General features: G+C 38.6%; 22 protein-coding genes, 1 tRNA gene and 1 other annotated feature. Of the genes, 1 reads left to right on the top strand and 22 read right to left on the bottom strand.

Going from position 1 to position 22,101, the window contains the following annotated elements; genetic code table 11:
* Positions 1 to 9 precede the first annotated feature (9 nt).
* From AC1DEF_RS01030 to AC1DEF_RS00960, 15 genes are all read right to left on the bottom strand, one after another.
* Entirely contained in the window at positions 10 to 1,545 is a 1,536-nt protein-coding gene (locus tag AC1DEF_RS01030; RefSeq protein WP_013085140.1) for a 2-isopropylmalate synthase, read from the bottom strand.
* Positions 1,532 to 2,557 carry a ketol-acid reductoisomerase gene (ilvC, locus tag AC1DEF_RS01025; protein ID WP_013085141.1) on the bottom strand — a complete coding sequence of 342 codons (1,026 nt, stop codon included), beginning with the start codon at positions 2,555 to 2,557 and terminating at the stop codon, positions 1,532 to 1,534. Before ilvC ends, AC1DEF_RS01030 begins: the two co-directional genes overlap by 14 nt.
* A 64-nt stretch (positions 2,558 to 2,621) precedes the next feature.
* A complete protein-coding gene (gene ilvN / locus AC1DEF_RS01020; protein WP_013059375.1) occupies positions 2,622 to 3,134 on the bottom strand; it encodes an acetolactate synthase small subunit in 513 nt (170 codons plus the stop codon).
* Positions 3,131 to 4,858 carry an acetolactate synthase large subunit gene (gene ilvB / locus AC1DEF_RS01015; RefSeq protein ID WP_155660677.1) on the bottom strand — a complete coding sequence of 576 codons (1,728 nt, stop codon included), beginning with the start codon at positions 4,856 to 4,858 and terminating at the stop codon, positions 3,131 to 3,133. The genes ilvN and ilvB overlap by 4 nt, the downstream gene beginning before the upstream one ends.
* A gap of 68 nt (positions 4,859 to 4,926) precedes the next feature.
* Positions 4,927 to 5,180: a binding site (T-box leader), on the bottom strand.
* Positions 5,181 to 5,504: 324 nt separating this feature from the next.
* Positions 5,505 to 5,578 (bottom strand) — tRNA-Arg (locus AC1DEF_RS01010).
* 125 nt (positions 5,579 to 5,703) lie between these two features.
* Positions 5,704 to 6,216, bottom strand: a complete 513-nt coding sequence (locus AC1DEF_RS01005) for a metallophosphoesterase (RefSeq protein WP_013059377.1) — start codon at positions 6,214 to 6,216, stop codon at positions 5,704 to 5,706.
* Positions 6,217 to 6,231: 15 nt separating this feature from the next.
* A complete protein-coding gene (locus tag AC1DEF_RS01000; RefSeq protein WP_013085142.1) occupies positions 6,232 to 6,825 on the bottom strand; it encodes an XTP/dITP diphosphatase in 594 nt (197 codons plus the stop codon).
* A 9-nt stretch (positions 6,826 to 6,834) separates the two neighbouring features.
* Positions 6,835 to 7,581 (bottom strand): ribonuclease PH, encoded by a 747-nt coding sequence (gene rph, locus AC1DEF_RS00995; RefSeq protein ID WP_043976065.1) that lies wholly within the window; start codon positions 7,579 to 7,581, stop codon positions 6,835 to 6,837.
* A gap of 134 nt (positions 7,582 to 7,715) precedes the next feature.
* Complete coding sequence (locus tag AC1DEF_RS00990; protein ID WP_025601439.1) at positions 7,716 to 8,801, bottom strand: GerMN domain-containing protein; 1,086 nt, start codon at positions 8,799 to 8,801, stop codon at positions 7,716 to 7,718.
* A gap of 113 nt (positions 8,802 to 8,914) precedes the next feature.
* Positions 8,915 to 9,709, bottom strand: a complete 795-nt coding sequence (gene racE, locus AC1DEF_RS00985) for a glutamate racemase (RefSeq protein WP_025601441.1) — start codon at positions 9,707 to 9,709, stop codon at positions 8,915 to 8,917.
* Between the two features lie 10 nt (positions 9,710 to 9,719).
* Complete coding sequence (locus AC1DEF_RS00980) at positions 9,720 to 10,163, bottom strand: MarR family winged helix-turn-helix transcriptional regulator (RefSeq protein ID WP_097824648.1); 444 nt, start codon at positions 10,161 to 10,163, stop codon at positions 9,720 to 9,722.
* A 211-nt stretch (positions 10,164 to 10,374) separates the two neighbouring features.
* Positions 10,375 to 10,989, bottom strand: coding sequence for a PH domain-containing protein (locus AC1DEF_RS00975; protein ID WP_097824649.1), 615 nt, complete (start codon positions 10,987 to 10,989; stop codon positions 10,375 to 10,377).
* 113 nt (positions 10,990 to 11,102) lie between these two features.
* Positions 11,103 to 12,101, bottom strand: a complete 999-nt coding sequence (locus AC1DEF_RS00970) for an inorganic phosphate transporter (protein WP_025750624.1) — start codon at positions 12,099 to 12,101, stop codon at positions 11,103 to 11,105.
* Positions 12,102 to 12,116: 15 nt separating this feature from the next.
* Positions 12,117 to 12,749, bottom strand: coding sequence for a DUF47 domain-containing protein (locus AC1DEF_RS00965; protein WP_218039679.1), 633 nt, complete (start codon positions 12,747 to 12,749; stop codon positions 12,117 to 12,119).
* A 442-nt stretch (positions 12,750 to 13,191) separates the two neighbouring features.
* On the bottom strand, positions 13,192 to 15,210 hold the full coding sequence (locus AC1DEF_RS00960) for a penicillin-binding transpeptidase domain-containing protein (protein ID WP_097824650.1): 2,019 nt from the start codon (positions 15,208 to 15,210) through the stop codon (positions 13,192 to 13,194).
* Between the two features lie 312 nt (positions 15,211 to 15,522).
* On the opposite strand from AC1DEF_RS00960, the gene AC1DEF_RS00955 reads away from it, so the two are divergent.
* On the top strand, positions 15,523 to 15,657 hold the full coding sequence (locus AC1DEF_RS00955; protein WP_013085151.1) for a hypothetical protein: 135 nt from the start codon (positions 15,523 to 15,525) through the stop codon (positions 15,655 to 15,657).
* Between the two features lie 66 nt (positions 15,658 to 15,723).
* Here the strand turns inward: AC1DEF_RS00955 and ssuD are convergent, their stop codons facing one another.
* The 7 genes from ssuD to AC1DEF_RS00920 form a co-directional block, all read right to left on the bottom strand.
* A complete protein-coding gene (ssuD, locus tag AC1DEF_RS00950; RefSeq protein ID WP_016765674.1) occupies positions 15,724 to 16,848 on the bottom strand; it encodes an FMNH2-dependent alkanesulfonate monooxygenase in 1,125 nt (374 codons plus the stop codon).
* Positions 16,845 to 17,399, bottom strand: a complete 555-nt coding sequence (gene ssuE, locus AC1DEF_RS00945; protein WP_097824651.1) for an NADPH-dependent FMN reductase — start codon at positions 17,397 to 17,399, stop codon at positions 16,845 to 16,847. Before ssuE ends, ssuD begins: the two co-directional genes overlap by 4 nt.
* A 69-nt stretch (positions 17,400 to 17,468) precedes the next feature.
* Positions 17,469 to 18,323: an ABC transporter permease gene (locus tag AC1DEF_RS00940; protein ID WP_477727287.1), complete on the bottom strand. Its 855-nt coding sequence runs from the start codon at positions 18,321 to 18,323 to the stop codon at positions 17,469 to 17,471.
* A 10-nt stretch (positions 18,324 to 18,333) separates the two neighbouring features.
* A complete protein-coding gene (locus AC1DEF_RS00935) occupies positions 18,334 to 19,320 on the bottom strand; it encodes an aliphatic sulfonate ABC transporter substrate-binding protein (RefSeq protein ID WP_097824653.1) in 987 nt (328 codons plus the stop codon).
* Positions 19,321 to 19,353: 33 nt separating this feature from the next.
* Positions 19,354 to 20,097: an ABC transporter ATP-binding protein gene (locus AC1DEF_RS00930; RefSeq protein WP_176521314.1), complete on the bottom strand. Its 744-nt coding sequence runs from the start codon at positions 20,095 to 20,097 to the stop codon at positions 19,354 to 19,356.
* Positions 20,098 to 20,287: 190 nt separating this feature from the next.
* Entirely contained in the window at positions 20,288 to 21,499 is a 1,212-nt protein-coding gene (locus AC1DEF_RS00925) for a cation:proton antiporter (RefSeq protein ID WP_025750630.1), read from the bottom strand.
* The gene (locus AC1DEF_RS00920; protein ID WP_013085158.1) at positions 21,500 to 22,000 is read right to left on the bottom strand and encodes a cation:proton antiporter regulatory subunit; all 501 of its coding nucleotides are present in this window, start codon (positions 21,998 to 22,000) and stop codon (positions 21,500 to 21,502) included.
* Positions 22,001 to 22,101: the final 101 nt, after the last annotated feature.

The following is a 22,101-nucleotide window of genomic DNA, read 5'->3' as shown; positions in this document are numbered from 1 at the left end:
CCCTTCAGTTCACATTACTTCTTGCTTTGTACGATGCTGCTGAATAGCAATTAAACGATTAATGGCGTTCAGATATGCTTTTGCTGACGATTCTAATACGTCAAATGCTACTCCGCGTCCGCTTGCTTCAGTTCCTTCGCTTTCAACCTTCACAAATACTTCAGCCAGTGCGTCCGGCCCACCGTTAATAGACTGAATACGATAGTCTAATAGTTTTACATCTTGTTCAACACAGCGCTGCAGCGTATTATAGATAGCTTCCACGCTTCCAGATCCCGTAGCTGCTTCTTGAATCTCTTCGCCGTTTTCTTTGCGAAGGGTAATCGTAGCCGTTGGAATATTGTTCGTACCATACTGAACTTGCAGACTTTCAAGCTTATATTCACTGTCTTTGCTAACTTGCTTTTGAATGACTAATGCCAATAAATCATCATCGGTAATGTCTTTTTTCTTATCTGCTAAGTCTTTAAACTTCTCAAAAAGCACGTTTGCTTCTGTATCTTCCAATGTAAATCCAAGCTCTACTAAGCGTGTACGGAACGCATGACGGCCTGAGTGTTTACCAAGCACAATTGGATTTTGTTTAACACCCACAAGTTCTGGGGAAATAATCTCATATGTTAACGGATTTTTTAAGACGCCATCTTGGTGAATACCTGATTCATGAGCAAAAGCATTTTTTCCGACAATTGCTTTATTTGGTGCAATATTCATTCCGGTAAGCTTACTGATAATGTCACTCGTACGCTTAATTTCAGGCAAGATAAGACCTGTGCTCGCTTGATAGAAATCTTGACGGACATGAAGCGCAAGTGCTACTTCTTCAAGAGCTGCGTTACCCGCACGTTCTCCGATTCCGTTAATCGTTCCTTCAATTTGAGTAGCTCCTGCTTCAATCGCAGCCATTGAATTGGCCACAGCTAGCCCTAAGTCATCGTGACAGTGAGCTGACAAATCAACTTTATGAATATTTGACACATGTTCTTTTAAGTAATTAAATACTGATTGATAGTCACCAGGAGTGATAAATCCTACTGTATCTGGAATATTAACGACTTTTGCACCAGCATCAATAACGGCTTCTACAATTCTAGCTAAAAACGGTAAATCTGTTCGACATGCATCTTCAGCAGACCATTGAACAACCGGGAATTTTTCACTTGCGTACTTCACCATTTCCACTGCTGTTTCAAGTACTTCATCAGGTGTTTTTTTCAATTTATGCTGCATATGAATTTCGGAAGTAGCGATAAAAACATGCAGTCTTGGTTCTGCACTTTCTTTTAACGCTTCCCATGCAATGTCAATATCTTTTGTAACAGACCTTGCAAGGCCTGTTACAGAAGAATTTTTGACAATAGACGCAATTTCTTTTACGGATTGAAAATCACCTTTTGAAGAAGCGGGAAATCCGGCTTCAATGATGTCGATACCTAATCGCTCTAACTGCTTAGCAATTTCAAGCTTTTCTTGTAGGTTCAAATTGACTCCAGGTGACTGTTCACCATCGCGTAGCGTCGTGTCAAATAGTTTAATTTTTTGCACTAGCGATCACCGCTTCTTTCTTTTGTTTTTTAACAAATGGCATCATTTCACGTAATTGAGCGCCAACTTTTTCAATTAAATGTTCGTTTTCACGGTTATTGATAGCTGTAAATTCCGGACGATTTGCTTGGTTTTCTAGGATCCAGCCTTTTGCAAATTTACCTGTTTGGATATCTTCAAGCACTTTTTTCATTTGTTCTTTTGAACGCTCATCTACAACGCGTGGTCCTGAAACGAAGTCACCCCATTGAGCTGTATCAGAGATTGAATAACGCATGCCTTCCATTCCGCCTTCATACATAAGGTCAACAATTAATTTTAATTCGTGTAAACACTCAAAATATGCAACTTCCGGTTGGTAGCCAGCTTCTACAAGCGTTTCAAAACCAGCTTTAACTAATGAAGTTAAACCACCGCAAAGTACTGCTTGCTCACCGAAAAGATCTGTTTCTGTTTCTTCTTTAAATGTTGTTTCTAACACACCCGCACGAGCTGAACCGATTGCTTTAGCATAAGCTAACGCTACGTCTTTTGCTTCTCCAGTTACATCTTGGAATACTGCGAATAACGCCGGTACGCCAGCTCCTTCTTCATACGTTCTTCTTACAAGGTGACCAGGGCCTTTTGGAGCTACTAAGAATACGTCAACGAATTCAGGTGCTACGATTTGGTTAAAGTGAATGTTGAAACCGTGAGCAAATACTAAAGATTTTCCTGGTTTTAGTCCTGGAAGAATTTCTTCGTTATAAACTTTTGGCTGATACTCATCTGGAAGTAATACCATTACTACTTCTGCTTGTTGAACTGCATCTTTTACAGATAATACAGTGAAACCGTCTTGCTCTGCTTGGTCCCATGATTTACCTTTACGTAATCCTACTACCACGTTTACTCCGCTGTCGCGTAAGTTTTGTGCATGGGCATGACCTTGTGAACCATAGCCTACGATTGCTACTGTTTTACCTTGTAATAATTGATCCTTTGCATCTCCGTTATAATATACCTTTGTCATAATAAATCTCTCCTCTTAGTTTATATAGTTTTATATAGTTTACTTGGTTAGTAACTAGCTAGAATTAAATGATTGATGAAAGTTTGGCTGCCGCTTTTTGCGTACCGCGCGGAACAGCTACTGTTCCCGTGCGCGTTACTTCTTTTAATCCATAAGGCTGAAGCAGATCAATCATCGCTTCAATCTTGCTGGATTCACCTGTTACTTGAATAATTAAGCTGTCGCGGCTTACATCAATGATGGTTGCACGGAAAGGTTCAATTACTGCATAAAGTTCGTTACGGCTCGCTGGGGTAGAGGCTACTTTCATTAAAGCAAGCTCTCTTGATACCACCGCTTGATCCGTAATATCTTGAACCTTCAACACGTCAATCTGCTTATTTAACTGCTTAATCACTTGTTCAGCAGCGTTATCATGCTCTACGTTCACAACAAACGTCATGCGTGATACATCTTCAGATTCAGTGTGACCTACCGAAATACTCTCAATATTGAAATTTCTTTTTGTAAATAACCCCGTCACGCGATTTAATACGCCCGCACGGTTTAATACAGTTGCTGTAATAATTCGCTTCATGGTTTCACCCCTACCATTTCATGTAATCCTTTTCCAGGTGCAACCATTGGATATACGTTTTCTTTAGGTGCGACAAAGAAATTTAGTAGAACAGGTCCATCTGTTTCCATTGCTTCTTTCAAAGCCGCATGCGCTTCTTCTTCAGTAGAAGCTTGTAAACCTTTGATATCATAAGCTTCTGCAAGCTTCATTAAATTAGGCTGATTCGGAATTAAAGAGTGTGAGTAGCGTTCTTCATAGAAGATTTCCTGCCACTGACGAACCATACCAAGCGACTGATTGTTAAGTACAACCACTTTTACAGGTAAATTTAATTCTCTAATAACTCCTAATTCTTGAAGCGTCATTTGAAATCCACCGTCACCAACGACTGCTACCACTGTTTTATCTTTGTTTGCCAGCTGAGCGCCGATTGCAGAAGGTAATCCAAAGCCCATAGTGCCAAGACCACCTGAAGTTACCCATCGATCTGGATTATTAAATGTGTAGTATTGAGCTACCCACATTTGATGTTGCCCAACGTCCGTTGTAACAACGGCATCTCCATTTGTATACTTGTGAAGCAACTCAACTACTTTTTGTGGTTTTAACACGTCCGCTGAGTTCTGATACCATAATGGATATTCTTGCTTCCACGCCGCTAATTTCTCATGCCATTTCGTATAATCTCCAACTTCTCCTTCTTGCAGAAGCAATTGCTTCAATACTTCTTTTGCATCTCCAACAATTGGAATCTTGGTTGGAACATTCTTTCCAATTTCCGCAGGGTCGATGTCAATGTGCGCAATTTTTGCATTTGGTGCAAAATGCTTTAAGTTACCTGTTACTCGGTCATCAAAGCGTGCACCGATACTAATGAGAAGATCACTCTCATAAATTGCCATGTTTGCTGTGTACGTTCCGTGCATGCCAGCCATTCCTAAATGAAGCGGATGATCTGCAGGAAAACAGCCCAATCCTAAAAGCGTATTAATAACGGGAATATTTTGACGCTCAGCATAATTTTTTAATTCTTCTGAACCTTTACTCAATAGCACTCCCGCACCTGCTAGGATAACAGGTTGTTTTGCAGCTGCTACTGCGTCTGTTAATTTTTTAACCTGCAGCTGATTTGGAAAATAAGTTGGCTGATAGCCAGGTAAATCAATTTCTCCTTCGTAATTAAATGTTCCATCACCCTGTGCCATATCTTTTGGAATGTCGATTAAGACTGGACCAGGTCTTCCTGTTGTCGCAATATGAAATGCCTCTTTGATGATTCTCGGCATATCGCTGATATTGCGTACTTGATAGCTATGTTTTGTAATTGGCATTGTGATCCCTAATACATCTGCTTCTTGGAACGCGTCAGAACCAATTACACTTGAAGCTACTTGACCAGTAAAAACAACTAAAGGAAGTGAGTCAATCATCGCATCTGCCAAACCTGTTACGATATTTGTTGCACCAGGACCACTTGTTGCGATAACTACACCGGGTTTGCCTGAAATTCTTGCGTACCCTTCTGCTGCGTGAATTCCACCTTGTTCGTGACGAGCAAGTACGTGAAACATTCCTGAACCATATAGCTTATCGTAAATCGGTAAAACGGCTCCCCCTGGGTAACCGAAGATGACGTCAACATTTTCTCTTCTTAGAGATTCAATCAACATGTCAGCTCCATTCATTTGTGCCCCAGTGCTTACAGGTTCTTTCGTTTGCATATTGGCTCCCACTTTTCTCATCCTTTCGTTTTCTAGATAAAAGAAAAAAGACTTCTCACCCCTAAATAGACCCTATCAAATGATATAGGTCAAGGGGCGAAAAGTCTTTTGTACTTTACGCGGTACCACCCTCGTTTGTAATCGTAATGATTACCTTATGAATGTATACTGTACATTCTTTTTGATAACGAGTGCTTTGGAAGTACACTCGGTCGCCCTTACTAAATTTCAGGGTGACACTCTGAGGTGAGTTCATTTTGAGTTGGTAACATCGGCTTCCAGCAACCCGACTCTCTGTTGATACCTAAACATCAAAACTACTTATCCTCTTCAACGTTTTAAAACGCTATATGTTTTTTGAACAATGCTTTACACATCATATTTTAAATTAATTACAATTAATTAAAATTTTTAGAAAACTTATATTTGAGGACTATCTTACGCCCATTTCTATGCATAGTCAACCACTTTTCAAGATTTTTTTAGACAATTTAGACTAAACAGAATATTTGAATGCGTTTTCATTATTGATGCAATAAGGGTTTACAGCAGTTCAAAAAGTTTTTCTGAAACGCTCATTTGTACACACTGAATGAACAAACATTCATTTTTAGGATAAATAAAAAACCTGGCTTTTACTTTTTAGTAAAAGCCAGGTTTTTCTGGACGTCCCAGGAGAGATTCGAACTCCCGACCGACGGCTTAGAAGGCCGTTGCTCTATCCTGCTGAGCTACTGGGACATAATGTTAAAGTGTATCAAAGACAATACTTATTATATTCAAATATAATTTAAAAGTCAACGTTTTTTTGAAATTTTATGAGAAGAGAGGTAAAAAACCTTCTCTTCTCCCTATATTTGGCTATATTATGCTGAAAGTGTACAGGTTAACTGCATGCTAGGAATATGTTTACCGCTTATATCGTAAAACTGCACGGTAGCTTCTGTACCATCCATTACTAGTATAGCATACGTACGTTCTTTTCTCATACGAGGAAGTAACATACTTCCTGGATTGATAAATAAAACTCCGTCCATGAGCTCAGCTCCTGCTATGTGAGAATGCCCAAAACAAACAACGTTTGCCCCGACTTCTCTCGCTTTGTAATGCAGATTCATCATAGACATTTTAACATTATATAAGTGACCGTGTGTAACCAGACACGTAGCTTCTCCAAGCGACTCTACTCGATCATTAACGTAAGATGCATCGTAGTCACAATTTCCTCGAACGCCTAAAAATGCAGACATTTCTTTGCTGTCTTGCGGCAACTCAGAGTCCCCACAATGGATCATCTTATCTACATCAGCATGTCTCTCTCTGATAGTGAGCAGCTCTTCTTGTAACCCGTGGCTATCGCTTACAATTAATAGTTTCACACGTCATCACTCCTTCTAAAATTGCGCATCAATTAGCGGTGCTAGTCTTTTTAACGCATTTGCTCGGTGACTAATCTGATTTTTTTGCTCTTTGGTCAATTCTGCCATGGAGCATCTCCATTTTTCTACAAAGAAAATGGGATCGTACCCAAAACCGTTTTCCCCTCTTTTTTCCTCCAAGATGTGCCCTTCACACGTGCCTTCTACAATTTCGGTTCTCTTTCCGGGCACTGCAATAGCAAGAGCGCAATGAAAGCGTGCGGTGCGCTTTTCAAACGGCACGTCATTTAATTTTTGAAGTACCTTCTCTATATTAGCATTATCATCTTTATTTTCACCAGCATAACGCGCGGAATAAACGCCTGGCTCCCCGTTTAAGGCATCAATAGCAAGCCCCGAATCATCGGCAATGACTGGCTTATTTAATGCGGATGAAATGGCCTCTGCTTTTAGCGTGGCATTCTCTGCAAATGTAACGCCCGTTTCTTCCACGTCTTCAATCTCAGGAAAATCAAGAAGCGATTTTACTTTAAATCCCTTCGGTGAGAAAAGTGTTTCAAAATCTTTTACTTTGCCTGCGTTTTTAGTTGCAATAATGATTTCACGCACGTTAATCCCTTACCTTTCTTTAACCGGAATGTAGGCAGCCAGGTGATCAAGAACTCCCTTTTGCTGTTCAATCAATTGATAAACACCCTTTTCCCCTAAATCTAGAAGATGGTTTAACTGTTCTCTCGAAAACGTCGATTCCTCTCCCGTTCCCTGTAATTCTACAAACTGTCCGCTTCCTGTCATCACAATATTCATGTCAACTTCCGCTGTCGAATCTTCTTCATAATTTAAATCTAAAATCGAATTTTCTCCATGAATACCTACTGAAGTCGCAGCTAAGTAGTCACGAATAGGAATTTCTGTGAGCTTGTTCTCTTCAACCAGCTTTCCAAACGCTAAAACCATAGCCACAAAAGCACCTGTAATCGATGCTGTTCTTGTGCCGCCATCTGCTTGAATAACATCACAATCAATCCAAATTGTCTTTTCTCCGACCTTTTCCAGATCGACTACAGAACGAAGAGCTCGTCCGATTAGACGCTGAATTTCCATTGTTCGTCCTGTGACTTTACCTTTTGATGATTCACGTATATTTCTTTGTGCCGTAGCTCGAGGCAGCATAGAATATTCGGCTGTAATCCATCCTTTTCCTTGCCCACGCATAAAAGGAGGCACTCTGTCGTCTATGCTTGCGGTACAAATAACCTTTGTGTCTCCCACCGAGATTAATACAGATCCTTCTGGATGCTTTAAGTATGAAGTATGAAGAGATACAGATCTCAATTCATTAAATTCCCTACCGTCCAAACGCATTAAGCATGTCCTCCTATTCATTCATTTATATGTAATAGTCTCTTCCATTTTAACTATAAAACAGCGGAAAGAGGTCGCTATTTCAGCAGACCTCTTTCTACTTAGTCCTTTACTAGTATAACAAAAATTTGTTTTTAAAAACTACCTGTGTTCACATTTTTCGGTCTTGAAACTGGTTCCGTTAATTTTTTCCCTTTTTCATCTTTTAGCGTTTTTTTGCCATTCACTTTAATGGCAACGCTGTCTACGGCTTTTTGTTCCGTCAGAGATAACACTAAGGAGTCGAGAACATGCTGAGAAATTTCCGTTCCTTTCAAATTCCCAAAGATGTTTTTATTAAAGTTCAGCGTTAACTCACCGTCCGCATACTTTGGAGCTGCTACGAGCTTTGCATCGGGATTAAAGTCTGTCACTAAACCTGATGCAGGCGCAGGTCCTTCTACAAGCTCGTTCACAATTGCAGTGTACATATCTTTGTCATCAGAAGCAATTCGTTTTGTGACAGGAACATAGTAAGTTTGTTTGCCCTCTTGAGCTAAGTAATAAATCGTAACTGGCTTCGTTTGAGTTACGTCAACTACTCCAGTATTATCAAAGTTAATGCCATCTGCTCTGCTCAACCCTTTACTGATTGGCGTATGATTTACAGGCATCTCATCTTTATCATAGCCGTTAATGCGAATTTTAACTTTATTTACGCCTTCAAACTGCGTCAGCGTCCAAGTGACGGCCTGCAGAATACGGAGTTCATCTTCTTTTTTATACTCAGCAAATTCAGGTGAAAAATCTGCTACCATCGTGCCGTCACTTTCCAGCTTTGTCCCTAAAACTCTTGTATCAGCAGGAAGAACCGCTCGGAAATTATTTGGCAATAAGTTTGTGACCGGTCCACCCTCTACTAAATATTCAAGAGACTGTTTAGCGACACCTTTTGATTTAGGAATTTCAAGCGTCTGGGGAACAACGTACCCGTTTTTATCAATTAAGTAGAGTTCTCTTTTGGTAGGCGCAGATGTTTCTGCGGCTTTACTTTGTTTTTTATTAGCTTCCGTTACTTTCGCTTCAGTCGCTAATGATTTTTCATCTTTCACATAGGTGACATCCTTTGGCGGATCAATTTCCTTTGCTGCGTTATCCCCTCCGAAAAGTCCACAGCCGGATAACAATACAGATGTGGTCACCACGGCGGATATGAGAACAAGTTGGGTCTTTTTGGACATTCCTTTCCCTCCTCAGACTGTTTGTACTACTATGTATACGAGCTTTTTTGCATTTTAGACCAGCTCAAAAAAGTTTTTGTCCACAAAAAAAACCGAGCATGATATGCACGGTTTTAAAGCTTGATATGTTCAACATTATATACAGGGTGCTCAAACCATTTAGATGCAATAGATTGAAACAGTTCTGTTGATCCTGTTGTAAAGAAGTAGTGTTCAGGCTCCATGTTTCTAGGAGCTAGTAAATTGCTATAAGAAAGAATGGCACTTACCTCTATTGCCGTTTCTTCGCCAGAACTGATTAACTGAACTCTAGGCCCAATTGCTTCTTGAATAACTGGCTTTAATAACGGATAATGCGTACATCCTAAAATAAGGGTATCCATATCTGTATGATAAAAAGGTTTTAATGTTTCTTTTACAATTCGCTGTGCTTCCGGTCCTTCATAATTACCGCTCTCTACAAGAGGTACAAACAAAGGGCATGCTAAATTTTCCACTTCCACTCTCGTATGAAGAGCGCGGAGTGCATGTGTATAGGCTTGACTTTTCACGGTTCCGTTTGTGCCGATTACGCCTATTTTATGATTTTTAGTTACTTTAAGCGCAGCGCGTGATCCTGGTTCAATGACGCCTATAACCGGAATATCGAGCTGTTCTTGAATTTCATCCAGCACAACTGCCGTAGCCGTATTACACGCAATAACAAGCATTTTAATATCTTTATCTACTAAATAATTAGTCATCTCCCACGTGAAAGCTCGTACTTCTTCACTAGGGCGAGGACCGTATGGGCAGCGGGCTGTATCTCCAATGTACATAATTTGTTCTTTCGGAAGCTGTCTCATAATTTCCTTTGCTACCGTTAATCCGCCCACACCTGAATCTATAACACCAATTGGTCTACTCAAAACAATCGCCTCATTTTTCTTTCATTTCATCATGCAATTTTCGTAACGTTACTCGTAAAACTTCCGTTTCACTCGGAGAGAAGTTTGCCAGTACGCCATTTAAATACGTTTGTCGCTTTTTAATTACTTCTTCGATAACACGTGCTCCTTCAGGAAGCAAATGAATACGCACTACGCGGCGGTCTTTTGGATCTTTCACCCGAACCACCAACTTATTTTTTTCCATACGATCTACTAAATCTGTCGTTGTACTACAAGCAAGAAAAATACGATTTGATAAATCACCAATCGTCATATCTCCACGTTCAAACAGCCACTGCAAAGCAATAAACTGAGGTGGCGTAATCGTATAGTCTTCTAAAATTTCTCTTCCTTTTTGTTTCACAATCGCTGCAATATGTCGAAGTGACTTCTCTAATTCTGCCACTGTATCCTCATTATTTTTTGCTGTCATACCGTAATCCTTTCCACCTATAAGTCTTATTTTCTATTATTTCTTTCAGTTAAACCCGTCTCTATTGTTTCTCTTTTCTATTTTATATTGTGCTCTTTTTTCAGTGATTTTTCAAGGTTAACATGAGGATTCTACAACGTTCATCATAAGTCTACATACTCTCATTCAGCATTAAAAAACAGCTGCTCCATAAAAGGAGCAGCTGTTTCTATTAATTATTGATATACAGCTCGAAAACTGAGCTGAAATCTTTTGTTGTGTAGGCTGTTTTTTTATCTAATAACCAAGAAAACGCAGCTTCGTTAATTTCTTTAAATTCACCAGCAACACTTCCACTTGTATTTCTTGTACTGCTTAGCGTAGAAGAAGCTAGCTGAATGCTTTGTTTAGCAAAATCGAGCGCAATTTCATTTTCACGCGTTATTTCAGATATTTTAAACAGCGCTTTATATAAATCTTTTACCTCTTCTATATGCTTTTTGTGTACATCGATAGAAAACGTCTCCGAGCCAATTTTAAATTTAATTTCCACATCTAAATCGACAGTTCCAGCCGTTTCTAGCATCACGTTTGAAATGTGATTTATGCTGTAGTTATAGCGGCGAAGCATTCGCTTTTTGCTTGTAGCACTTGTTCCATCAAGATGAATGAGCGCTTTATTGGTAAAGCAATATTCATCTGACTTTGATTTGATTAGAAAATAAATTTTTTCTTGTTCTTCATGCATAACGTAATCGTCTGCATCTACCTTGTCATAATCAACTGGCTTAATAACAGAACCAATATCACTGAGCCCTAATACATCAGCAGCCACTTTTCCAAACATTTCCCCATCTCCCTTTTAAAAACAATTGTGTTATTTTCATGTTTTAAGTGTACTGTGCAAATGAGGGGATGTAAATAAAAAAAGGAGCTTCTTAAAAAGAAGCTCCACATTTATTAAAATAACAAATTTAAAATCATATAGATAAGTGCAGCTAATGAAGCTGAAATTGGCAATGTGATAACCCATGTAATCACCATGCGCTGTGCAGTTCCCCATTTTACACCTTTCACTCGGTGAGCAGAACCTACACCTAAGATAGAAGATGAAATAACATGAGTAGTACTGACAGGTAGATGAACAAACGTTGCTCCAAAGATAATGGCAGCACCTGTTAAGTCCGCAGCTACTCCATTAACAGGACGAATTTTCATAATTTTACCGCCAACGGTTTTAATGATTTTCCATCCACCAATTGACGTTCCAAGTCCCATTGCCACCGCACAAGCCAGCTGTACCCACCACTGAATCTCAGTACCGCTTTGCATATTGTTAGCAATAAGCGCTAGCGTAATGATACCCATTGCTTTTTGCGCATCATTCGTACCGTGTGTGTAAGATTGTAGGGCTGCAGTCAGGATTTGAACGCGTCGAAAACGCTTATTCGTTTTCGTCAAGTTATGGTTTTTAAACGTTAGTTTGATAATCGTATAGACGATATAACCTACTACAAAGGCTAGAACTGGTGAAATTAGAAGGGCTTCAATGATTTTGATGAAACCTTTGTAATTTAAAGCACCAAATCCAGCAGCTGCAATAGCTGCTCCTGCAATCGATCCAATAATTGCATGAGAAGAACTACTCGGGATACCGAAATACCATGTGATTAGGTTCCACGCGATAGCAGAAATTAATGCTGCTAAAATAACGACAGAACCATTTTGAAGCGTATAAGGATCAACGATATCCTTTGTAATCGTTTTGGCTACGCCCGTAAACGTCATAGCACCGACAAAGTTCATGGTTGCGGCTAAAAGAATTGCATGTCGCGGTTTTAAAGCTTTGGTTGAAACAGAAGTCGCAATGGCATTAGCTGTATCGTGAAATCCGTTGATAAAGTCAAAACCAAGTGCACCAACTACAATTAGAATGGTTAATATTAGCATCGAATCCATTATAATATAGCCCCGTTACGCATTCTTCATAATAACTGATTCTAAGTTGTTCGCAACCGTTTGACAATAATCCGCGATTTCTTCTAGCGTTTCATAAATTTCTTTATATTGAATAACTTTAATTGGATCTTTACATGTTGCAAATAATTGTTTTAGTGCACGACGATATAATGTATCACAATGTGACTCATACTCTTTAATTTTAATTGCATGTTCACTAATTTGAAGAAGCTTTTTCTCAGACAACAAATTAATAGTAATTAAAATCTCTTCAGCACAGCCTTGAATATTTTTAACAAATTCAGCTACATATTCATCAAATGTCGTAATTGAATGAATTTCCATTAAAGCAGCAAAGCTATCGATGCCATCAAGTACATCATCCATGCTCATTGCTAGCTGTAAAATATCTTCACGCTCAATTGGAGTAATAAATGCTTTGTTCAACTCAGTAATCACTGTATGCACGTATTTATCACCTTTTGATTCATACGCTTTTAAAACATTGGCAAATTCCTTTAGGTCAGATACATTTTGAAGTTCAAAGCTGCCTAAAAAATCTGCTGAGTCCTTAATATTTTGGGCAATGTCCATTAACATTTCAGAAAACTTGTCTTTTTTTCTTTTGATCACGTTGCAATCCTCCATCCAATTTATCGAAACTTTACCACTCGTTTTTTCTCTCTATCTTTTTATATGTGTTCTAGTTTCTTTTTTCATTTAAAGTAATGGATAAAACTTAGCTGTTCATTACTATAACGAGAGAAACCACCTCTCTTGTGTATCAAAAAATTCTAAAAAAACAAACGTTTACCAGAGCAAAAGTCCCAAAAGGTGGTTCTTTTACTTATAGGTTATGCGATTCATTTTTTTACGCCAAGTCAAAAATTACTCCTATTATTGTTAATTGTCAATAACTTTTCAAACACATTTTTTTAGGTCTCTTTACAATACATTAACAATAATACGTTCATTCCTTTTAAAATAAGGGTTTTCAGAGTTTGTATAAAACTGGGATTTACAAAAACTTAACATTACTCCCCTTGTGTAAATAATAAAAGCCAGCTCCTTTAGAACTGGCTTTTATTATTTACTTATTATATTGCTGAAATACATTTTTTACTTTCGGCACGACGTAATGACTTCCGCCTTTATCTTCTACTCCTTCAACCATCATTGAAACGAGTAGGTTTTTCTGTTTTGTATCCACAGCTACAAACCAGCCGTTTTCCTGCCCTTTTTCACCTTGAGTTTTCTTTAATTCTGCCGTTCCAGTTTTTCCAGCTAGGGTTAACCCATCTATCTTTGCAGCATGACCCGTACCGTTTTTATCTTCAATGACATCAACTAAATCATTTTGAATTAATTGCGCCGTTTCTTTAGATATTACTTGTTTTTTCCATATTCCACTCTCATTACCGTTCATAAGAATAGGCTTTACTATGTTTCCATCGTTTACAATCGATGTATACATCAATGCCAAGTGGAGAGGATTCACTTGCAGTTTCCCCTGGCCATAGCCAGAGTTTGCTAATACTCCCTCATCTTTAATATCTTGATCACCTGCAATTTTAGACGTTTCAAAAGGATAATTAACAGGCATTTTTTGATTGAACCCAAACTGTTTTAAACCACTGTTAAATTTGTCTAAACCTAGCTTCAAAGCAGTCTGCGCAAAATAAATATTATCAGATGTAACATAAGCATCACGTAAATTAACATTCGGCTTGCTTCCCACTCGTGTTACGTAGAAATTCCCCCAGCTTTTATCTTTTTGCCATTTCTTCCCGCTGATTGATATACTTTCGTTTGGATTTACCGCACCTTCATCAACCGCTAAAGCTCCCGTGACTAATTTAAATGTAGATCCCGGGGAATACGTTTTGGTAAAGCGATTCATTAACGGCTTATCGGGATTCGTTGAAAGGGATTGGTACGTATTAGCATCGATTCCAAAAGAAAAAGAATTCGGATCAAAAGCCGGCGTGCTTACAAGACCTAATATTTCTCCCGTTTTAGGTTGAAGAGCAGTAGCTACTCCTTTTTCAGCTTTTAACTGTTCATAAAGGGATTTTTGAACATTCGTGTCTACCGTAACTTGAATGCTTTCCCCGTCTTTTGGATTCATTTTTGCAATTTCATTCTTTTTATTACCATCTTTATCTACAGTATAAATTGTGACGCCGTCTCGAGCACGAAGCTTATCTTCATATAAAGACTCTAAGCCAATCATTCCAGTTTTAGACTGAGCATTATAGCCTTCATCTTTATGCTCTTTTAAATATTCCGCTGTGACAGGCGCAACGTATCCAACTAAATGGGCACACGCTTCTTCACAAGGATATACGCGCGCATTTACCTTTTTTTGTTGAATGCCTTCTACTTTTTTCAAAGAATTCTCTAAATTAGAGGCGTCTTTTTGACTAACTGTTTTAATAGGAACAAATTGATTCTCTTTCACCCAAGAAGCACTCAGTGCTTGATTAATACTTTTTTCTGAAAGAGCAAGAGTCTTGCTTAATTGTTGTATCGCTTGCTCGCCGCCTTTAGAAAACTGCTGGGGAACAACTCCAACTTGAATCGCTTCTCCGTTTTGAGCTAAATATTTCCCTGAACGATCCATAATTTCTCCACGCACAGCTGACTGAGTAGCTACTCTTACTTGCTCTCCTTGCTTAAGTCCTTTAAAAATCATATTAGGCTTCCAATTAATATACCAATTCTCTGTATCCCCTTGTTTTTCTTGAACCACAGCAGCATTTTCTTTAAATGAGATTTCACCGGCTACAGAGTTCATGTTTACTTCAAAAGGTAAAACAGCTTTATGGTCTTTTATTTCTAAGTCTTCTATTTTACTTGCCTTCACTTTAAGCTTGTCCGCTTCAATTGCATCATAGATATTTTTATATCGATTTACAAAATCTTTTTCTGAAATCGTCTTTTTAGCATCTTTAGACAAGTATCCATACATGCCTTTAAAATCTTCTTTATTCCACATAGCTACATATTTATCAAATCGATCCTGTGCTTTCTGTTGATCATTTGAGCAACCGGCAGTTATTAATAAGAGAATTGCCATAGTAAAAAATAGCCACCCAATTCGTCTCATGATGATTTTCCCCCTTTTTTCAATACCATTTCTCTATCATATAAAATTTTACATAAACTTTCCATCGGAAAGTTAAGATCAGGAATTAATTGGTATTACAACCCACTAAATTTACATATCGACAAAAAAATCAATAGGTAAATAAGAAAAAAATTGAACATTTTGTGAATATTTTGTGTCTTTTTTGGAAAGTATTTGATATAATAATTGTAAGAAGAAAAAGAATAGGAGGCGACTAAAATGAGAAGATTCTTACAGTTTTACTTTATGTTTAGTTCTCTGTTCTGTTTTGGAAGCGTTTTCGTCCTACTTATGTCTCAAGAATATTATTTTGCACCGTTATTCCTCACACTGGGCTGTTTAAATATTTTTCTCTTTAAAGTATATATTCAAGAAAGTCGAAAAGATAAACAAGCTGCACCTGAAAAACCTAAACCAACAATTTAACGAACTCGTCTCTCGGCTGAGATGAATGTAAAAGAAGAACCGGTGAATTTTTCACCGGTTCTTCTTTTACGACGTTGAAGCTTTTGGAAACCTATCATTTGCAATAATCTCACCGATGCTTTCACTCTTTCCTTCACCGTCATCAATATTTAAAAGCGGGAACAATAACTCTCCTACGTGATAAGCCTCTTCTAAATGCGGATAGCCTGATAAAATAAAAGATTCAATTCCTAAAGCTTCATATTCTTTTATTCGTTTCGCTACATTTTCAGCACTGCCTACTAGTGCAGTTCCTGCACCTCCCCGGACGAGCCCTACACCTGCCCATAAGTTAGGGCTAATCGTAAGTTCCTCTCGGGTTCCTCTGTGAAGGCTCGCCATTCGCTGCTGCCCGACTGAGTCATACCTAGCAAAAGTACGCTGTGCAGCTTGAATCGTGTCATCGTCCAAATGCTGAATTAATCGATCGGCTGCTTGCCAAGCTTCTTCTTCCGTTTCGCGTACAATAATATGCAAACGAATCCCAAACTTAACGGTTCTGCCTTCTGCTTCTGCCTGCTTTCTCACAGCCGTTATTTTTTCTCTTACTTGTTCAGGAGGTTCGCCCCACGTTAAATACACGTCAGAATGTTTTGCTGCAACTTTTTGTCCTGCGGGTGAAGATCCGCCAAAATAAATAGGTGGAGAAGGTTTTTGAACAGGTGGATACAACAGCTCGCTGTTCTCTACATGAATATGTTTTCCTTCATAATTGACCGTATCTCCAGCCAATAACCCTTTCCACACATCTAAAAATTCATCCGCAGCTTCATAACGTTCATCATGTGATAAGAAAAGGCCGTCTCCGGCTAATTCTGCTGGATCTCCTCCTGCTACTACGTTAACTAGTAAACGACCGTTTGAAATTCGATCAAGAGTCGAGGTCATGCGTGCTGCCACAGAAGGAGCCATAATGCCGGGACGTACCGCTACTAAAAATTTCAAACGCTCTGTTTCAGGTATAAGTGAAGCAGCCAATAGCCACGGGTCTTCGCATGATTTCCCCGTTGGAATCAAAACTCCTTCAAACCCTAACCGGTCAGCTGCTTGAGCAACTTGCCGAAAATATGAATAGTCTGCTGAACGCCCTCCTCGATTTGTCCCTAAATATCTTCCATCTCCATGGGAAGGAATAAACCATAACATTTTCATGATTCAACACTCCTTTTCGTTTGTTCTAGACGATATCCCAGCTCTTTTAATGAACGTTTAATTCTCACTTCTGCTTCTTCCGCAATAAACTCAATTTCATTTTCTTTCGTATAGGCCACTTCAGAATCAACAATATAAACTCCATGAATAAGAGCAGTAGCTCCTAAAACGGATAAAGTCGGCTTAAATACATAATCAAGAGCCAGTAGGTGAGCAATGGTTCCACCTGTGGCTATCGGCAGTACGGTTTTGTTGTGTAAACCTTTTTCAGGTATTAAATCTAAAAATGTTTTTAAAATCCCTGTGTAGCTAGCTTTATAAATTGGGCTGACAATAATAACGGCATCAGCATCTGCCACTTTCTTTTGAGCTTCTTGAATCGCAGGGCTAGAAAAGTTAGCATATACTAAGTCTTCAGCGGGCAAGTCACGAACATGCACGGTTTTCACTTCATATTTTTCATCTTGTAGATATGCTGCAATATACTTGCTTAAAGCAGCTGACCTTGATTGCTTTGAAGGGCTTCCTGTAATAATTGTAACCTGGCTCATTATCATCTCTCCTTTTAACTTATAAAACTGATAGATTTACAAGGATTAATACGTATATAAATCCTTCTTTTATTTTTCACCTGCGTAGCTGTCTCTCCATTTAAGAAGACGCTTTTCTAACACTCGGACAAATGAATCGGTTAATTTACCTACAACAGCAAAAATAATAATTCCGACAAAAACTACGTCCGTTTGAGAAAACTGTCTAGCATCCATAATCATGTATCCTACACCTTCACTTGCTCCCATTAATTCAGCAACTACCAGTCCGAGCCATGCAATACCTAAAGACAATCGGACACCAAGTAAAATATTAGGAAGAGCAGCTGGTAAAATGAGTTTTGTGATTTGTTTCCATTTACTAAATTGAAGAACACGAGCAACATCAAATAATTTCGAATCAACGCCGCGAATGCCTAGATACGTATTAACATAGATTGGGAAAAATGCACCGTTTGCAATTAGCAATATCTTTGAAATTTCACCAAAGCCAAACCATAAGATAAATAAAGGCGCCAACGCAAGGTGAGGAACAGTTCTAAGCATTTGAATAGATGGATCCATATAGTGCTCCGTTTTCTTTGAGAAACCGACAATTACACCAAATAGTAACCCTAGTCCAGCTCCAACGGCAAAACCTATGGCAGCACGCAAAATACTGATTTGAAGGTTAGCTCCAAGTTCTCCAGATACGATGAGCTGTTTAAAAGAAAGTATGATATCAAGAGGTGTAGGAAGTACAGTTTTGGATACATAGCCCGCAGAAGCAATGATTTGCCACACGACAATAAGCAGAAGTGGCACAACAAGAGAACGAAGAAAAATCCCCTGCTTATTTTTCGCTTCTTCCTTTCTTTTTTTCATTTTTTGCAAGTGAGCTGCTGAAGACTGGACGTGTCCTGAAACCACAGATGTTTTACTCATTTTCATCACCTCATTTTTCTTTTAATGCTTTCTCAATAAATGAATTATCAACGACATCTCCAGTATCAATTTTCTTTTTAATAACGCCTAAAGATTGTTGAAAATCAGCTGTCCGCTGTTGTTCTGCAATAATTTCTTTAGAGGTTGGGCGATTATAGGCAGGATTATTTTTTAACACTTGTCTTACTACGTCTTTATCTAGATTTTTTTGTTTTGCTAAAATATCCACAGATTGTTCAAAATGTTCGTTTTGCCATTCAAGCGCTTTTTGATAAACTTGTAAAAACTTAACGACTAACTCTGGATGATCTTTTGCAAAGCCTTCTCTTACAATAGTAAAACCTGGTGAAGCAACCTTTAATGAATCGCCGTCTGCTAAAATGCGAGCTTCATTTTTTAAGTTTTGCAGTGAGATAAACGGTTCCCAGATTGACCATGCATCCACTGATCCATTTTCAAATGCTGGCTGAGCTTCGTCTGGCTGAAGCTGAATAATCTTTACATCACTTGGCTTCAACCCATTTTGGTCAAGAGCTCTGTACAATAAATTAAAACCGCTGCTTCCTTTCGCAACCGCGATCTTTTTACCTTTTAAATCTTTTACGCTTTTAATCTTGCTGTTTTTCCCTACTAAAATGGCATTTCCTTTCAACCCGTCGCTGGAATTAGCAATTTCTAAAAACGGAATGTCTGCGCCTTGACCAGAAATAACCGGTGAATTTCCAACTTGGCCGAAATCCAAATGTCCAGATGCTAAACCTTCAAATTGCGGAGGTCCGCTTTGAAACTCTGTCCATTTAACATTTACACCTATTTTTTTAAATTCTTTTTCAAACCATTTTTGGTTTTGTGCCAGCATTAAAGGACCTAAGCTTTGTTGGATACCAATATTAATTGTAACGTTTTTTGAATCTTCTCCGCTCGCTTTTTCTTTCGTCCCGCACCCAGCCAATGCGAGAACAAGTACAATAGCTGCAGTTAAAAGTAGCTTTTTCATCTGTTCTGTCCCCTTCTCTGTCTTATTGAATCTTTAATGTTCTCCTGCTTCTTCAAATTCTTTCAGTACTTGCTGCCTTAGGCGCTGAAACGGTAACTCTGTCTTTTTTCGCGGATGACTAATTTCTACTGGAACGACCCGGCTAATTTCTCCTGGTCTGGCACTCATAATCACAATTTTAGTCCCCAAGTAAATGGATTCATCTAAATCATGGGTAACAAAAATCATGGTTGTTTTTTCTTTTTTCCATATGTCTAGCAGCACATCTTGCAAATGAGTGCGCGTAAAAGCATCTAACGCACCAAACGGTTCATCTAACAATAAAACCTCTGGATTTCTTAAAAGAGCACGCGCAATAGCAACTCGTTGAGACATCCCCCCAGATAGTTCTCGAGGATAAGCTTTTTCAAATCCTTTCAGCCTGACAATATCAATTAACTCATCTACGCGGCGCCGAACGTTCGAATCTTTCAGCGATAAGTCAGCCGCTATATTTTGCTCTACATTAAGCCAAGGGAACAAGCGGTGTTCTTGAAAGATCATTCCTTGTTTAATGCTAGGTCCGGCTATGTACTTCCCGTTGATTTCAATGCGCCCTTCATAATCCATATCAAGTCCTGCAATCATTTTAAGCAGTGTACTTTTTCCGCACCCGCTCGGACCAATAACGGTGATAAATTCACCTTTATTAATCGTAAGATTTACATTTCGCAATGCTTGAGTTACTTGTTCTCCTTTTTGAAATGAGCGGTTAACAGATTGAATGACAACACTCACAGCAGTTCCTCCTCCTTGAATTTTTAAATCAAAAGCTCGTGCATCTAAAAACACAAAAGCTCCTACCTGAAAAAGGTAGGAGCTTTCGGTTGACCGATCAGCCCGTTGCTATATTTAACTGATTTGTTATTGGATTATTTTGAATTTTATCATATTAATCCGATTTGTCAACTGTGTTTTATATATTTTATCACTTTGATTCTTGAGGATTTGGCTTTTTCCATTTAAATACTGAGTTTAAAAATCCGTATATATGCTTAGACTCCTTCGTTAACAAAGGGCCAATAATAGCTAAAATCAATACATAAAGCGCGGCGAATGGCTGAAGAATTGCGGATAATCCTCCTTCAATTCCAATGTTAGCCATAATGATCGAAAACTCGCCTCGTGACATAATCGTTAACCCAATGTTGGTAGAGGCCTTGTGTGACAGCCCGCTTTTTCTTCCTGAAATCATACCGGCTGTAAAGTTACCAATGATCGTAAGCGCAACTGCGCCAAGCGCAAGCCATCCTGCATCCCACAGCGTAAGAGGATCAATACTTAACCCGAAGCTGAAGAAAAAGATAGCTCCAAAGAAATCACGAAACGGTACGACAAGATGTTCAATCCGATCGCGATGTTCCGTTTCAGAAAATACAAGTCCAAGCAATAACGCACCAATTGCTTCTGCCACGTGAATTGTTTCTGAGAAGCCTGCCACAAAAAACAATACCGCAAAAACGACGATTATAAAGATTTCGTTTGATGAAATATTTAAAAGTTTATTTAGCAGCGGCGTGGCTTTTCGAGCAATGATAAAGAACAGCATCATATAGCCAAACGCAATTAAAATAGATGTTAAAGATCCAGCAAGCGATCCGTGGTCTCCAAGCACCAACCCTGAAACGACAGAAAGATAAACGGCTAAGAAAATATCTTCAAACATGATGATCCCTAATATCAGTTCCGTTTCTGGATTCGCTGTTCGTTTTAAATCAACCAATACTTTTGCGACAATTGCGCTGGACGAAATCGTAATAATTCCAGCGATAATCAGCACTTCAAGAAGAGGATTTCCTGTCAGGTATCCATACAATAATCCTAAAGTGAAGTTAATTAAAATATAAATAGATCCTCCCACCGCGATGGACCTGCCTGATTTAATTAGCTTTCCAACTGAAAATTCTAATCCTAAATAAAAGAGTAAAAAGAGAACTCCAATTCTCCCCATGAATTCAATAATCTCTTGGCTTTCAATAAACTTTAAACTGAATGAGCCAAACTCAGGAGCATGGGGACCGACCGCCATGCCCAGCAGAATGAGGAATGGAATAATCGTAAATTTAAATTTATGTGCTAGTATAGCCGCTAAAGCTACTAGTAACAAAGCTGTCCCAACTTCAAATACTAAATGATCCAATTATGAACTACCTCCTTGTGAAAGCAATTCTTTAATGAGCGTTTTTAAATTTCCTCGTTCTCCAGAGATAACAAGCGTATCTCCTTCTTCAATTAACGTATCTGGTCCTGGAGTTGATAATTTTTTTTGCGTGTTTTTAATGACGGCGATGATAGTGACATCATAATTGCTGCGAACGTCAATTTCACCAATTGTTTTACTGTGAGCTTTCGCTTGTTTTTCAACTTTGTACCATTCAATAACTAAGTCATTGAATGCCACTTCAATGGTTTCCATTGCTTTTGGCTTGTAAATCATGCCGCCTAAAATTGCAGCTAGCTGTCTTGATTCCGTATCTGTTAACGTAATGTCAAAAATGCTTTCTTCTAAATCTTTTTGATCGAAGTGATAGATTTCACGTCTTCCATCATCATGAATGATAACGACTACGCGGTTTCCTCCGCTTGTCTCAATTTCAAATTTACGGCCGATTCCTGGTAACTCCGTTTCTTTAATCATCATTGAATGATCACTCCTATAAAGTTTTTAAAAAGAATTTTTTAATTTTGCCGCGTTATTTGCCTAGAAAATCCGCATAGCAAATAAGCCTAAGAATAGTTGGT

The sequence above is a fragment of the Priestia sp. 10L35 genome, from assembly GCF_056395685.1.
This window is presented reverse-complemented; position numbering and strand designations above follow the sequence as displayed.